Below are 13,567 nucleotides of genomic sequence, written 5' to 3' on the forward strand. Positions count from 1 at the left end.
TTATGTTATTCCCCATTACTGATCAAAAAAAATCTACATCCAACACTTGTTATTTTAGTAGATACTTCTATCTTTGCACCGCAAAATTAATAACTCGTAGTAATTATGCTAATTATCGACGTTCGCAGTGGCGAATCTATTGACAAAGCACTCAAGCGTTACAAGCGCAAATCTATCAATACTCGCGTGATTCGTGAAGTACGAAATCGTCGTGAATTTACGAAGCCTTCAGTAAAGCGTCGTAAAGAAACATTAAAGGCAATCTACAAGGAAGACAAATTTCGCGACGCCGAATAGTCATTCCCTACGAGGTGAAAGCCCTAGCACTAAATAGTGTCATAAAATCCCAAATGTCTTTCCTGACATTTGGGATTTTTCATTGCAAAAGATCAAGCATTCATTACTTGATAAAATTCATAAACCAGGCTGAGAAAAATCACCAGCCCCGTAGTCCATTCCTCCGAAATTGTTGGTATTAATCAATGACTACAAGTTATGAATAAGCTACATACCGTTGAACGCATTATGACTAAAAATGTCATCAGTGTATTTGAAACTGCTACCTTTTCTGAGGTCAAGAAAATATTCGACAATCACCACTTTCATCACGTACCCGTGCTGGATTTCGACAATAAACTAAAAGGTATTATCAGTAAAGAAGACCTTGGGCGAGCTACTTATATTCTCAGTCTCAACTCTACTGGTGCCACCTACAGTGAAAAGGAGTTTGATTACCTTTCTGCTCACGACATGATGTCTGCCTATCCTGTTTTTCTGACACCCGACGATCAAATCGATCTGGCTGCTGATGTATTCCTGTCTAACAAGATGCATGCCCTCCCTATTTTGGATGACGGCAAATTGATTGGTATTGTAACAACGCACGATCTACTGCGCTATGCCTTTACGGAAATGCGCACTGGTGTTTATTAGGCTTGTTTTGGCGTAGGTAATTTCATTTGAAATACCACAAACAAACCTTACCTTCGGACCAAAATACGCTATTGACATTTCCTTACCAGACTCAAACGGACACCCTCGATCTGCATGGTCTTGCAGTAAACATCACACATATTACCAACGGTGATGAGTTGCTTGATGCCCTAATCAAAAAAGGGGAAGACCATGAGGATTACCTCGACCAACGGATTCCCTATTGGGCAGACCTTTGGCATTCGGCCATTGCACTGGGAAAGTACTTGGTACGTGAAAACATCATCAGCCCAGGGCTATGTGTAACGGAAATAGGTTGCGGCCTTGGGTTACCAGGAATTGTTGCAGGCATGTTAGGTGCGAAGGTTACTTTAACCGACTATCTGCCCGAACCTTTAGATTTCTTGAAGAAGAATTGGAGTCAAAATTTGCAGGTACCCTTGCAAACGTTAACAATGGATTGGCGGAAACCAGCCGAACACCTACAAACCGAATTGTTACTCGCTTCTGATGTCGCTTACGAACAACGTTTCTTCGCCGATTTGGAGCATGCTTTCAATAAAATGATGGAACCAGGGGGGCGTATTATCTTGACAGAACCCTCTCGCGAAATGGCAAAAGGTTTTATCGAAAAACTCAGTAATCATACCAATTATAAGTTACAATTGACCAAAGAAGATATCCTCTGGGATGATGTTACCCGTTCCGTCAATATTCTGGATATCCTGGTACTTATTTGATTTCGCAGCAGTTTAGGACGAGGCTTTCGTAATCCGGACGATCATGAGAAAGGCGGTGAATGAAAGCATCCTTTATTTTTCCTTTATGGATAACGAATACACCTGGCATCTGAAACCCGTCTCCGATACGCCTAAAACCAGCGCCATTCCCTTCGACGACACTAGACTGGAATCCTCGGATCCATGACTGTAGTCCATACAGCTGGGTGAAGTTGCCTTTCACCAATCCAAATTTTGCATAATAATTACACTCGGGGTCGCTGATATGAATAGCACCTGATAATTCGTAACGCTGAAAATATCGATCAGCGATCTTGTTTTCTGTCATGTGAACAAAAACAACACTAATTCCCTTTGATTCAATCCGGGGCTTAATCTTAGCAATATCACTTAATGCCTCGCGACAGAAGGTACAGCCAAAGTGTCTTAAGAAAACCAATAATACGGGGTGCCCAAGAGAAAGTTGCCAGAGGTTGGTACCTTGGTTAGTGAGCATGCTCTCCATCGTCTCCTTGTCCACTGAAAATGTACTCATATACCGCTTCTGAGATGAATTTATTTCATTCCCGCCCATCTAACAAAATTAGGGTAGCTAATTGTTCATGGTTTTTTACTAATTTTTACCCTTGCAGCAGATACAAGCGGATTAACAAGCTATTTCAGAAAACAAAACGGACTACCTTCAAATGAAGATAGTCCTATTGGTTCGCTAAACATTAGTGTTAAGCTGATTTGATCAGGCGTCAGAAACGGCCAGATCATTTTCGTACTTCCTTACTAAATTAGCCTGATTAGAAGCCAGGTGATTTAATACCTTTAGTTCATCTTCCAATTTAGCGGAGTGTTCTTTGAATTCAACCAATTCGCTTAATGCTTTTCGTTTGCGGTTAATGTCCAAAATTCGATTCAGGGTCTGTTTTAAGGCAATACGGGTTCTTAGCAACCTCTGCTTGAGAGACCTACGATTCATGAGCATTGGGTTTGATGATAAAACGATTGTATAGCAGACATAAAAACACATTCACAATTCTTACGCTGATCATCCTTAAAATTACGAATAATATTTTGAATATATCAATTATTCCAAATTTTAACAAATGACGATTACTTCCTATAAAACCCTCCAATCCCCAATTTAGTTTGCCTTCAAAGAAATTTTAACATCCAATCCTCCTGTTTTTTATACAAACTGTTACTGTTGAATTTTTGACCAATTCCGATAAATGGCCCAGCCTGCTATCAAAGACAGCAAAAGGCTTACAGTAGCCTGCCCAAATGCACCATAAAGTAAAAACCCAGTACTAAACAACAAACCATAGACCAAAAAGCAACCTGCAAACATACAGCTCAACTCTAGCATAAATGAGCTTGTGGGGATAGGAGCAGCCAACTCTTCTGCTTTTTTAGCATACTGGATGACAGCATCCCAGCCCGCTGAATGTGGGCGAATGAGGCGGTAAAACCGAATAAGTGTGTCTTTTGAAGTAGGCCTGGTCACGAAGGTCACCAAGACCCACCCCACGGTTGTTATCCCAACACTATACACTAAGCGGGCATGATCTGGTAAATCAACAGGATGCAAAAACTCAAAATAAACAGCAACGAAGAAAGATATAAACATCGCTGCAATTTCAGAATAAGCATTTATCCTCCACCAAAACCAACGGAGGATAAATAAAAGTCCTGTACCTGCTCCAATTTGGAGAATGATATTGAAAGCCGCCAGCGCATCTTCCAAAGCTAACGCCAATAGCGCAGCCAACGCCATCAGAACAACGGTAGCAAAACGGCCAAGCCGAACCTGTTCCTGCTCTGTTGCTTCAGGCTTCAGGAAGCGCCTGTAGACATCATTAACCAAATAAGAAGCGCCCCAATTGAGGTGCGTAGAGATCGTAGACATGAAAGCGGCGATCAAAGCTGCTAACAGTAGCCCTAATAGTCCAGAAGGCATAAATTGCAGCATCAGCGAGAACCCGAGGTCATGCCCCAGCTTACTCAATGCAATATCCGGTTTTGCCAAATGGATATAAACCAAGCCTTCCTCGGTCAGCGGATCGGTCCATTTTGCTTTATCTGTAGCCGTCTTATTTTTTTCGTGATAAATATAGGCCAATGATCGTACTTCCAACGACATTGGATGATCTTGAACAATCGCTGCTAGTCGTTCATAATCAGCCTCTTCTTCCTGTCCGGAATTTTGGGCTATTTGATAAGCAAGACCAGCCTCTAATGAAGCCAAAGCAGCATCATCAAGGTGATTGTTCAAAAAATCTGCTGCATCGGCATGTACGTAGACTTGAGGCGTTGCCGGAGAAGGGTTAACCTTTAACGGGTAATAAATAAGGGAAGCAAGGGCAATCAGTAACCAAGGCCAAGGCCGGAGTGCATAATGAGTTATATTAAACAATAGCGTAGCACCAATCGCATGTTTCTCGTCTTTGGCAGACAACATTCTCTGCACGATATAGCCTCCTCCTCCGGGCTCTGCCCCAGGATACCAGACGGACCACCACTGCACCGCCAAAGGAAGGATAAATAACGGCCATACAACTTCCCAATTATTGAAATCGGGTAAGAAGTTCAATTTCCCTTGTAAATTGGGATGAGCCAATAAGCTATCAAGCCCTTGAATATCCGGACGATCGAGAATAATCATGGCAGCCCATACCATTCCCCCCATCGCCAGGACAAACTGAAAAAAGTCGGTAATAATAACGCCTCTTAATCCACCTAGGCCTGTGTATACAACGGTAACAAGAGAAGCAATCAGAACCGTTTGTACGGGGGTGAGCCCCAGTAAGACGCTCCCAATCTTAATTGCTGCCAGGCAGACGGTCGCCATGATCATAACGTTAAAGATAACGCCCAGGTAAACCGCTCGAAATCCTCGTAAAAAAGAAGCAGGCTTACCACTATATCGAAGTTCGTAAAACTCGAGGTCTGTTAATACACCGGACCTTCGCCAAAGTTTAGCATATAGAAAAACTGTGAGCATTCCCGTGAGCAGGAAAGCCCACCAGACCCAGTTGCCGGATACACCATTCTGACGAACAATGTCGGACACTAAATTTGGGGTATCAGCACTAAAGGTAGTGGCAACCATACTGATACCAAGGAGCCACCAGGGCATACCGCGGCCAGACAGAAAAAATTCGGCAAAACCTTTACCGGCTCGGCGAGAGGTCCAGACCCCAATTACCAATGAGAAAAGGAAAAAGGCGGCAATGATGCCCCAGTCAAGGGTACTCAAACGCATAGGAAGGAACTTTAACGACGATAGCGTATTAGTTAATCGTGCTCAATTTAACAAATTCCGTGCCTTGCGCAATACTTTTAAGCCTCCGTATTCATCAAAAAAGCCGCAGGCAGTGCCTGCGGCTTTTTTTGATGCCTATTTATTCGTCTTCTTTCTTCTTACGCTTACGCCGTGTTTTGAAGAGATTGACAATTTCTTTGTCCGTCAAGAAGCCAAAATCAAGGAATGTCGCTGAAACAAACTTTTTGATATCCTGGTAGTCTTTACCGCGCTTATCCGTATAGACTTTCAACAACTTTTTAACATAAGCCATTGAAAGTTCTTTAAGGTCTTGGTTAAACTTCTGGTTGCCAAAGAGCCCCATGTAAACGGCAAAAAGCTTTGTAATCTCAAAATATTCAGGGTAATCCTTTGCTTCAAGATTTTTAACAAAAATGTCAAAATAATGAAAAATAGTACGACGGATACCTTCATTAAAAGAGGAAAGCCCTTCATGGTTTAGGTATACCTCCCGAATTGCCTCTTGGGTTGGCTCGTTGGTATAGCCCTCTGTATGAATTTTTTCAATGATCGTAAAGTAATCACTAAGTTGATCATCGGTTTGGCGATCATATAGTGCAGCCAGATTCAGATCAGCCTCGGGTGTGAGTTTTACTTCTTTATGAGCATGGAGGTACAACAAAAACTCCAACTGAGCCTCATCAGCATCAGGCAAACTTGTACGCATTTTCTCAATGGCTTCACTTAGTACTACCTGGCTATCGTCAGGCAATTCAAAGAAAGCACCATAGAGTGTAGCTATTTTCATGTGCTCTGTTGTACCATTGAGTTCATCACTGCTCACAAAAGTATCAAGAGGGGGGACAATGGAAGAATTATCTTCCTGGGTATTGATACGGTACAAAAGGAAGCGCTCAAGGCCAGCGTATTCGATAGTAAGCTCTGCTGGCGTATCCGGAAACACAACAGAGAGGTAGTTTTCACTAACAAACTGGCGGTTATAGCGAGCATAATCACGCTTACGTTCATCCAATACCCGTAAGCGGTCTGATTTCAAGCCTTGCAAGTAATGGCGTACTCGGCGATTATCTATCGCATTGATCAAGTTAGTCACCCAGATATCACTACTTAAAGCGAACCCAATCTGGATCGTTTGCCCAATCCGTTTTTTAAGAATATCAAAATTTGCTGAATTGCAAATGGCCAGGAGAATATCCTGAAAATGATGTTGTGGTCGAGTGTACTTGTAACGATGATCGACGGTTCCTCTTAATACACTAAAACCGAGGATACGAGGCAGGAATAGACCTTCAAAGGCCGTATCCAGAAGGATGCGCTCGAGGTGGATAAGTTGTAGTGGGTGATGGGCTGCTACATCCTGATAAACCAAATTGATGTTTGGCTCAAACATCTCTTTAAGGGTATTGAAGTATTCTTCTTCTTCCTCTTCAAGATATTGCTGCAAAACTTCACTTGCCTGGATTTCTCCGGCTATTGTTTCTAATCTTTCCAGATATTCTGGTATTAACTCATACATCCTAAGCTATTTTTTATAAAAGCGAACCTGGTAGTGCAACATTCGGCACTACCAGGTTCACTGCAATAATTTTGGAATAAAGTATGGCTTTTAGGAAGCCGTTGCAAATATACATTGTGTATTCTGCAAAAAATAATTTCGGACGTTAAAATATAAATGGAAAAGGGCTTACCTGCCAGTAGCAGATAAGCCCTAAGTCAGCTTTTATAGAAAACGAAGGGTTTAAGCTTCGTCCTTCTTTTCTTCTTCAGCAGCTGGTGCTTCTTCCGTAGCAGCTTCAGCAGCAGGTGCTTCTTCGGCTGGTGCTTCAGGAGCGGCCTCTTCAGCAGCAGGAGCCTCTTCAGCAGCTGGTGCTTCTTCGACTACAGGAGCTTCTTCGACAATTACAGGTGCATTGCCAAACAATTTAGCGTGGAAGTTCTCGATTTCTGCAAGAGAAGCATCGCGGCGAGCAGCCACTTTTTCTTCTTTAGCGTCAATCCATTCTTGCCATTTCTTATCGGCTTCCTCTTGGGTAAGCGCACCTTTTTGTACACCACGCATCAAGTGCTTGCGGTACATTACACCTTTGAAACGAAGGATAGCGCGAACGGTATCCGTAGGCTGTGCACCCTTCATCAACCATTCGTAAGCCTCTTCACGATCGATATCGATGGTAGCAGGCTTAGTCATAGGGTTGTAAGTACCCAACTTAGAGATAAAACGGCCATCACGTGGTGAACGTGCGTCGGCAACTACGATGTGGTAGAAAGGGCGTTTTTTACGACCCTTACGCTGTAAGCGAATTTTAACTGGCATATTTAAATGTCCTGTTTTGTTGAATGATCCCCGTTTACCTTGTCCAGCAAGCTACGGGATTGCCAAATTTCCCACCCTTTTCCGAGCGGAGCCGCAAAGATACGCTTATTTCGTTACCCTGGTAACTTTTGCTTAGATTTATTCGTTCTCGCTGCGCTTGTAGAAGTGCTCGTTACACTCGCGAGGATGCAATTTCGATAAACGGGAATTGCGAGGCGATCACTAAGCTAACACCCGCCCCAACTTTCAAGAGTATCATCGGCTACGCGGTGCCACTCCCAGTTTCCCTCCTTTTGTTCAGACATTAAAAGGAAAAAACTTTCTGAACCGCCACAACATTCACTCGTGTTGGGCTGGTAGAAAATCAGGTCTGGCATCAAGTCGCCATTAAGATCCCCTTGCCAGAAGATTCGTGGATAATGATGAAAATAAGTTATTAATTCTTCATCAGGATAAGTAACAAACTCTGATGTAAATGATTGATCAGGATTTACCCGATAGTAATTTGAATTCTGATAATAACTTATTCCAAGAGAATAATCGATTTCATCCTCAGACGCATAAGTTCTTTTTGTCGGCTGGGCATGGCCGGAAAGTACGTATTTCCCACCGTCATTGGTATCAAAGATATTGAGTTGTTGGTAAGGATATATTTGTTGTCCCCACTCAGGGTAATTGCTTGATTCACTATGATAAGTCTTTTGAACTAATTCTTCTACCGCTGCAACGGGTTGATGAGTGCCAATGAAAAGAAACACATAGTCGTCAGATACTTCTAGGTCCATACTTACCAGCCCCTCTTCATCGTCCCAGTTGTAGTGTTCCTCCATTGTCATTGGCTCAAAATCTACTTGAGGGTTCACTTTCTTTAGGCGAAAGCCCCATTGCTCCTCCCCTGCCTTGGCAATGAGTGCATACCAATGAAGATCATTGTCATAATTGAGTGAACTGACTCGCATTCCAGGAATAACGATACGAAAATCACTATTTATCCCGTCTTCTGATGGTCTAAACAAATGGCCCCTTTTCAGATAAGGCGAGAATAAGTACCCTTGTTTTTGTTCATATCGAACAGGTAGCCAGTACCCGCTGATGTCTCCAATGGTATCCCTTTGTTCGTAATTGATTTCATCTTCCAACGCAGTGACCTGGGTATTAAAAGGAATCGCAGTTAAACGATCATACTCAAGTCCGGGGCCTTCCCGGAGCGTAAGTCCTGAAGTCGCCGTGACTGTAAAAAAAGCCTCGTCGTACTGTCCGAATAAAGAATGAGTGCTGATAATGATTATTGCCAATAGTGTGGTGCGCATGTTCTTGTGATTTAGTTGATGCACCAAAAATAGAGGCACATCTACCGCCAAACTACCCTTGATGAGTAAGTGTCGTAACTGGCTGAGCATTTGTAAACGCGTATTAGAAATTGACTGTCAAAAATTGTGAGTAAGAGAAAAAATGGTCAGCTTTGCGAAAAATCAGCCGTCCATGCGTATTGATATTATTTCCGTGATGCCCGAGTTATTGCGCAGTCCGTTTGAGCATTCGATCATGAAGCGTGCGCAAGACAAGGGCTTATTAGAAGTTGTCACCCATAATTTACGTGACTATGGCTTGGGCAAACACAAGCAAATTGACGACTACCAATTCGGGGGCGGCGCCGGAATGGTCATGATGTGTGAGCCATTGGCCAACTGCATTGATGACCTCATGAAGGAACGTACCTACGATGACATCATTTTTCTTACGCCTGATGGAGAACGGTATCGGCAGGCTATTGCCAATCACCTTTCTCTTAAAGAAAACCTCCTATTCATCTGTGGGCATTATAAAGGGATTGATGAACGTATCCGTGAACATTATGTGACCAGGGAAATAAGTATTGGTGACTACGTATTAAGTGGTGGCGAATTGGCTGCGGCAGTAGTGGTAGATTCTATAGGCCGGCTGCTCCCCGGAGTTTTAGGAGATGAGCAATCAGCACTGACCGATTCCTTTCAGGACGATCTACTAGCGCCCCCTGTATATACCCGTCCAGCTTCTTTTCGGGGGCAAGACATTCCAGATATCCTCCGCTCGGGAAACACCCCAAAAATTGAAGAGTGGCGCTATGAACAGGCATTGGCCCGTACCCAAGCCAGGCGGCCTGATTTACTGGATGAGGATTAGTTAGATGGTTTGTTTGTTAGATGGTTGACCTTTGACCTTTGAGCTTCCCTAAATCACGTTGACAGCGTTTTTTTTAACAAGACTAGGCGATACTAATTTGTCTGCTGAATTGATTTCTTAACAAGCCATCAACATGGTACAACACAATATTAGGCCTTTAGCGCCTCGATGGTTTGGAACCATTGTCCTTGGGGAGCAATAAGGGCACCGGTTTCCAGCATGCGGAAGATTTCCTTTTCTCTATCAGGTAGATAGGCTTTTTCGGCTGTATAAATTTTCAGTTGAACATCCGCTTTTTTAAAACTTTCCATAAGCTCTGCTGCGGGAAGGTCGCTCGTCAGATCATGGCTCGCCTGCCCTTCCATGTGTAAGCCATTGAGGATAATTTTGTCTTCGAGGCAATGAAAAGTCTTTAAATCATTGGGCGTCCGAAACTCAAGGTAGACGACCTGTTTGATAATTTTCTCAAAAACGATATCACTAAAAAGATTGAGAAGGTCTTCTGCTTTCGTTACCTCTTCTATTTTGAGTTTTTCCCAGTCTTGAGCAGTAATGGTGTTAGCAGCCAAAAACTGTACAAATTCACCCTCAAGGCCTTGTAATTCCTCCTTAGTAAGACGTCTAAACTTCATGCGTTTTTTTGCTTTTGGAGGGCAAAGATAAGGAAGAGGATGTTTAAATATGCTGAGTAAACAAACATGTTTGACATAGGTGCATAGCCCGCAAGGCGGGACCCACCCTATATCTGGTGAGTTCCAGTCCGAACACCGCACATCTTCTGCTAACCTTAGCGAAAGACACGCTTTCACACCCTCTCCTCAGTGAACTGAGAAGAGGCCTACAATGCGTTAAAAAAAACCGCTGATTTTCTCGCTGACCATGCGAGGGTAGATTCCTATGATTGGTAAACAGCATTGGTCGTGCTGCTTGTTGCAAAGATACGAAAACAAAACAATAATTGTCATTTTTTTAATTAAAAAACTTTTCAACGCTAAACAAGCATTCCTTCCACCTTTCTACAACTAGTACTTGCTCTTCAAAGAGATTCATCAACAGGATCATAAGCTCCTACTGCATTAACACCTGTCTCTGTCTGTGAGACAAAAGCTAATCATAGGTCAAATTAAACACTTTTTACTGGCAATATTCCCATCACCTAAATTGCACCAGGGGTGGTAGCCAGGCACGCTTTAGCGGGCAGACCGACGCCAGGAGGGCCGAGCGAGCAGCGAGTGGCGCACGACCCGACCCGGAGCGTTAGCGGAGGGGGTGCCCAAATAAACATTCCTCTTTTCCGAAAGTGTGTAACCAATTTCATGGTTCGTATTGAATTATCCCTGGCCTGATTCCAGAAACTCTTCAGAATATCGTAAACTTGCAGCTTTGTGCTGTTCTTAATCATTAATGACTACATTGCTATGGAACTCGTAATGCCCAATTTGGGAGATGCCAGTGTCTGGATGAGCTTTATCACACTGACTTTTCTAGAGATTGTACTTGGTATTGACAACATCATTTTCATTACTATTGCTGCCAATAAGCTTCCGGAAGAGGAACGCCCCAGGGCTACCAATATAGGCCTTGTTTTGGCTATGGTGATGAGAATTGTTTTATTGTTTGGCATTTCAGCCCTTGTAGCAATGAGTGCCTCGCTGTTTAGTATCCACACTGGCCTGATTGAAGCAGGTTTCACTGGCCAGAGCTTGATTTTAATTGCGGGTGGTGTATTTCTGTTGTATAAATCGACCAGTGAAATTCACCATAAACTGGAAGGGCACGAAGAGGAAAGTAGCGCTAAATCGGGCAAGTCAAACCTCACAAATGTAATCGTGCAGATTACCATCATCAATATTGTCTTCAGCTTTGACTCGATTCTTACTGCTGTAGGGATGACTAACGGGCTGTTTGGTGCGCTTGCAATTATGATTGCAGCCGTTGTGGTTTCCGTTCTTATTATGATGCTTTTTGCTACACCTGTGGGTAATTTCGTTAATCGCAACCCGACTATACAGATGCTTGGGCTCGCCTTTTTGATCCTTATTGGCTTTATGCTGATCGTGGAAGGCGCTCACCTGGCACACCTTTCTATTGCAGGTTCAGTGGTAGGAACGGTCCCTAAGGGATATCTCTACTTTGCAATTGCGTTCTCACTACTTGTAGAGTTTCTAAACATACGTTTGCGCAAAACAGGCGTAGACACGGTGCAACTCCACGGTGTAGAGGAGGATGCCGTCAAAGAAGGTATTCTCGAAGGCAAGGCCAAAGGATAATGCGACAAATTGATTGGTCTAAATGGGCGTTACCGGCATTGTTGCTTCTCGCTATTTTATTACGCTGGGGAACGTTCTTCCCTAGTGTGATCAATCATGATGAGACCACTTATTTCTTGATTGGCAAGGGGCTTTTAGAGGGCCAAACCTATTTGGTCGACAGCTATGACACCAAGCCTATTGGTATTTTTCTGGTTTACGCACTGATGAGTTTCCTGGGAGGAGGATCTATCTTTTTCTTGCGTTTGTTTACGGCCTTGGTGATAGGGTTGACCGCTTATTTGCTCTATCGCTTAGGAAAAAAAGCCAGTGGAAGTACAAAAGTGGCTTGGGCTGCGGGTATTAGCTACCTTTTACTCAGTTCCATTTTTAAATTCTACGGGATTTCGCCCAACACGGAATTGTTTTTCAATCCTTTCACCATAGGTGCTCTTCTCTTGGTTTGGGGAGAAGAAAGGAAAGTTTATCATTTTTTATTGGCGGGCTTATTGCTGGGTGTAGGTTTTATGATCAAGTATGTCATTGCAGCTGACGCTATGGCCATTGGACTATTTTTACTTTGGCAGGGTTGGCGAAAAGAACGCCTCTTCAAGAGTGTTTTCCAAGAATGCTTACCACTTACCTTAGTGTTCTTTCTTCCTTTAGTATTGACTTATGGCTACTATGCAAACCTTGGCCAAACGAAAGCCTTCTTGTTTTACACATTCGATGTAACCAGTCGGTACCCAGTAGAAGCTAGCTGGGGGGACCGGTTTGTATTTGCACTCGCATTTTTAGGTCGCTTTTTCCCGTTTACACTGCTGGCCATTTTTGCACTAAGGGAACCTCTTGCTAAAGATCGTATTTGGCAAGGTTTCTTAATGCTATGGCTAGCTTGCGTAACCGTTATGACCTTATTGCCAGGCAAAACGTTTGGGCATTACCAAATTCAAATGATGCCACCACTGGCTCTGTTGGCGGCTAGCTGGTTTGATCCAGAACGCAAACAACAAGCTTGGCTTCGGAAAATCCCTGCACTGTGGTCACGAGGTTTTCTCATCGCGACCTTCTTGGGCATCTCTGTTGGCCTATTTTCTTATTTCCAAAACAAGCTAGACGGCCCACGATTGGTAGCCGATATATTAAAGGAGCGGCTCGCTCCCGGAGAACTTGTTTATACGGGCAATTACCATCATATCGTTTACCATTTGTTAGGTCAAAAAAGCCTCACTCCTTATGTGCACTCTTCTCTACTATTTTATGAGCACCATGTTAATGCACTAGAGATTGACCTCTCCGAGGAAACACAGCATATTTTAGCTCAACAACCACGCTACATCTTATTAAGAACCGACCACCCTCATAATGTTTTAACTAATTCTATTTATAAACGTTATGAAATTACAGATACCCTACCGGATAAGGTCTGGTTGCTGGAACCACAAAATCACGAATGATGTCTAAAAGTCAAGCTACTGATATTTCTCTTCTTTTACTCCGCCTTGTTTTTGGTGGTTTTATGATAATCAATCATGGATGGGGTAAATTGATGAAATTATTGTCCGAAGGGCCCATCAAGTTTGGAGACCCCTTAGGAGTAGGAACTGAACTTTCACTCAGTCTTGCTGTTTTTTCAGAAGTAGCTTGCTCGGTTTTAATAATCATTGGCTTATTTACGCGTTGGGCATCTATCCCTGCTTTGTTTACCATGCTGGTAGCAGCCTTTGTTGTGCATGGTGGCGACACGATCCGTGACAAAGAATCTGCACTACTATTTGGCACTGCATATCTGGTCATTTTGCTTATGGGCCCTGGCCGATATTCACTAGATGGCTGGTGGGATCGTCGTCGAATGGTTTAGATTGAAACTCCCCCTAAGTTCTCCCCCTCT

At 43.3% G+C, this 13,567-nt stretch carries 14 protein-coding genes; 7 read left to right on the forward strand and 7 right to left on the reverse strand.

Translation table 11 applies throughout. From position 1 onward, the window contains the following. The first annotated feature begins 105 nt into the window (after nt 1–105). From rpsU to A3EU_RS0106905, 3 genes are all read left to right on the forward strand, one after another. Nucleotides 106–297, forward strand: a complete 192-nt coding sequence (rpsU, locus tag A3EU_RS0106895) for a 30S ribosomal protein S21 (protein ID WP_020535403.1) — start codon at nt 106–108, stop codon at nt 295–297. A 198-nt stretch (nt 298–495) separates the two neighbouring features. Then, a complete protein-coding gene (locus A3EU_RS0106900) occupies nt 496–933 on the forward strand; it encodes a CBS domain-containing protein (protein ID WP_020535404.1) in 438 nt (145 codons plus the stop codon). A 71-nt stretch (nt 934–1,004) separates the two neighbouring features. Continuing rightward, entirely contained in the window at nt 1,005–1,673 is a 669-nt protein-coding gene (locus A3EU_RS0106905) for a class I SAM-dependent methyltransferase (RefSeq protein WP_020535405.1), read from the forward strand. On the opposite strand, the gene A3EU_RS0106910 is transcribed toward A3EU_RS0106905, so the two are convergent. From A3EU_RS0106910 to A3EU_RS0106935, 6 genes are all read right to left on the reverse strand, one after another. Further along, on the reverse strand, nt 1,666–2,208 hold the full coding sequence (locus tag A3EU_RS0106910) for a peroxiredoxin-like family protein (protein ID WP_156825687.1): 543 nt from the start codon (nt 2,206–2,208) through the stop codon (nt 1,666–1,668). The genes A3EU_RS0106905 and A3EU_RS0106910 overlap by 8 nt on opposite strands. 201 nt (nt 2,209–2,409) lie before the next feature. Then, nucleotides 2,410–2,643: a hypothetical protein gene (locus A3EU_RS0106915; RefSeq protein ID WP_020535407.1), complete on the reverse strand. Its 234-nt coding sequence runs from the start codon at nt 2,641–2,643 to the stop codon at nt 2,410–2,412. A gap of 222 nt (nt 2,644–2,865) precedes the next feature. Next, nucleotides 2,866–4,929 (reverse strand): sodium:solute symporter family protein, encoded by a 2,064-nt coding sequence (locus tag A3EU_RS0106920; RefSeq protein WP_020535408.1) that lies wholly within the window; start codon nt 4,927–4,929, stop codon nt 2,866–2,868. A gap of 139 nt (nt 4,930–5,068) precedes the next feature. Then, nucleotides 5,069–6,466: a hypothetical protein gene (locus A3EU_RS0106925; protein WP_020535409.1), complete on the reverse strand. Its 1,398-nt coding sequence runs from the start codon at nt 6,464–6,466 to the stop codon at nt 5,069–5,071. 222 nt (nt 6,467–6,688) lie between these two features. Then, nucleotides 6,689–7,264, reverse strand: coding sequence for a 30S ribosomal protein S16 (locus A3EU_RS0106930; protein WP_020535410.1), 576 nt, complete (start codon nt 7,262–7,264; stop codon nt 6,689–6,691). Between the two features lie 227 nt (nt 7,265–7,491). Further along, nucleotides 7,492–8,574 (reverse strand): SH3 domain-containing protein, encoded by a 1,083-nt coding sequence (locus tag A3EU_RS0106935; protein ID WP_169433324.1) that lies wholly within the window; start codon nt 8,572–8,574, stop codon nt 7,492–7,494. Nucleotides 8,575–8,746: 172 nt separating this feature from the next. Here A3EU_RS0106935 and trmD point away from each other — a divergent pair, with 172 nt between their 5' ends. Further along, complete coding sequence (gene trmD, locus A3EU_RS0106940) at nt 8,747–9,427, forward strand: tRNA (guanosine(37)-N1)-methyltransferase TrmD (protein WP_026211263.1); 681 nt, start codon at nt 8,747–8,749, stop codon at nt 9,425–9,427. Nucleotides 9,428–9,576: 149 nt separating this feature from the next. Here the strand turns inward: trmD and A3EU_RS0106945 are convergent, their stop codons facing one another. Beyond that, on the reverse strand, nt 9,577–10,059 hold the full coding sequence (locus tag A3EU_RS0106945; RefSeq protein WP_020535413.1) for a DUF6495 family protein: 483 nt from the start codon (nt 10,057–10,059) through the stop codon (nt 9,577–9,579). Nucleotides 10,060–10,857: 798 nt separating this feature from the next. On the opposite strand from A3EU_RS0106945, the gene A3EU_RS0106950 reads away from it, so the two are divergent. The 3 genes from A3EU_RS0106950 to A3EU_RS0106960 are packed head-to-tail and all read left to right on the forward strand — an operon-like array spanning nt 10,858 to nt 13,537. Further along, the gene (locus A3EU_RS0106950) at nt 10,858–11,697 is read left to right on the forward strand and encodes a TerC family protein (protein ID WP_063824169.1); all 840 of its coding nucleotides are present in this window, start codon (nt 10,858–10,860) and stop codon (nt 11,695–11,697) included. After that, a complete protein-coding gene (locus A3EU_RS0106955; protein WP_020535415.1) occupies nt 11,697–13,133 on the forward strand; it encodes an ArnT family glycosyltransferase in 1,437 nt (478 codons plus the stop codon). Before A3EU_RS0106950 ends, A3EU_RS0106955 begins: the two co-directional genes overlap by 1 nt. Beyond that, nucleotides 13,130–13,537 carry a DoxX family protein gene (locus A3EU_RS0106960; RefSeq protein ID WP_245569339.1) on the forward strand — a complete coding sequence of 136 codons (408 nt, stop codon included), beginning with the start codon at nt 13,130–13,132 and terminating at the stop codon, nt 13,535–13,537. The genes A3EU_RS0106955 and A3EU_RS0106960 overlap by 4 nt, the downstream gene beginning before the upstream one ends. Nucleotides 13,538–13,567 lie beyond the last annotated feature (30 nt).

This window comes from Lewinella cohaerens DSM 23179 (genome assembly GCF_000379805.1).
GTDB classification, from domain to species: Bacteria; Bacteroidota; Bacteroidia; order Chitinophagales; family Saprospiraceae; genus Lewinella; species Lewinella cohaerens.

What these genes read in the sequence shown, in the direction of transcription:
- rpsU (WP_020535403.1), top strand. Translation starts at nt 106, where the DNA reads ATGCTAATTATCGACGTTCGCAGTGGCGAATCTATTGACAAAGCACTC.
- A3EU_RS0106900 (WP_020535404.1), top strand. Translation starts at nt 496, where the DNA reads ATGAATAAGCTACATACCGTTGAACGCATTATGACTAAAAATGTCATC.
- A3EU_RS0106910 (WP_156825687.1), bottom strand. Translation starts at nt 2,208, where the DNA reads ATGAGTACATTTTCAGTGGACAAGGAGACGATGGAGAGCATGCTCACT.
- A3EU_RS0106915 (WP_020535407.1), bottom strand. Translation starts at nt 2,643, where the DNA reads ATGAATCGTAGGTCTCTCAAGCAGAGGTTGCTAAGAACCCGTATTGCC.
- A3EU_RS0106920 (WP_020535408.1), bottom strand. Translation starts at nt 4,929, where the DNA reads ATGCGTTTGAGTACCCTTGACTGGGGCATCATTGCCGCCTTTTTCCTT.
- A3EU_RS0106925 (WP_020535409.1), bottom strand. Translation starts at nt 6,466, where the DNA reads ATGTATGAGTTAATACCAGAATATCTGGAAAGATTAGAAACAATAGCC.
- A3EU_RS0106930 (WP_020535410.1), bottom strand. Translation starts at nt 7,264, where the DNA reads ATGCCAGTTAAAATTCGCTTACAGCGTAAGGGTCGTAAAAAACGCCCT.
- A3EU_RS0106935 (WP_169433324.1), bottom strand. Translation starts at nt 8,574, where the DNA reads ATGCGCACCACACTATTGGCAATAATCATTATCAGCACTCATTCTTTA.
- trmD (WP_026211263.1), top strand. Translation starts at nt 8,747, where the DNA reads ATGCGTATTGATATTATTTCCGTGATGCCCGAGTTATTGCGCAGTCCG.
- A3EU_RS0106945 (WP_020535413.1), bottom strand. Translation starts at nt 10,059, where the DNA reads ATGAAGTTTAGACGTCTTACTAAGGAGGAATTACAAGGCCTTGAGGGT.
- A3EU_RS0106950 (WP_063824169.1), top strand. Translation starts at nt 10,858, where the DNA reads ATGCCCAATTTGGGAGATGCCAGTGTCTGGATGAGCTTTATCACACTG.
- A3EU_RS0106955 (WP_020535415.1), top strand. Translation starts at nt 11,697, where the DNA reads ATGCGACAAATTGATTGGTCTAAATGGGCGTTACCGGCATTGTTGCTT.
- A3EU_RS0106960 (WP_245569339.1), top strand. Translation starts at nt 13,130, where the DNA reads ATGATGTCTAAAAGTCAAGCTACTGATATTTCTCTTCTTTTACTCCGC.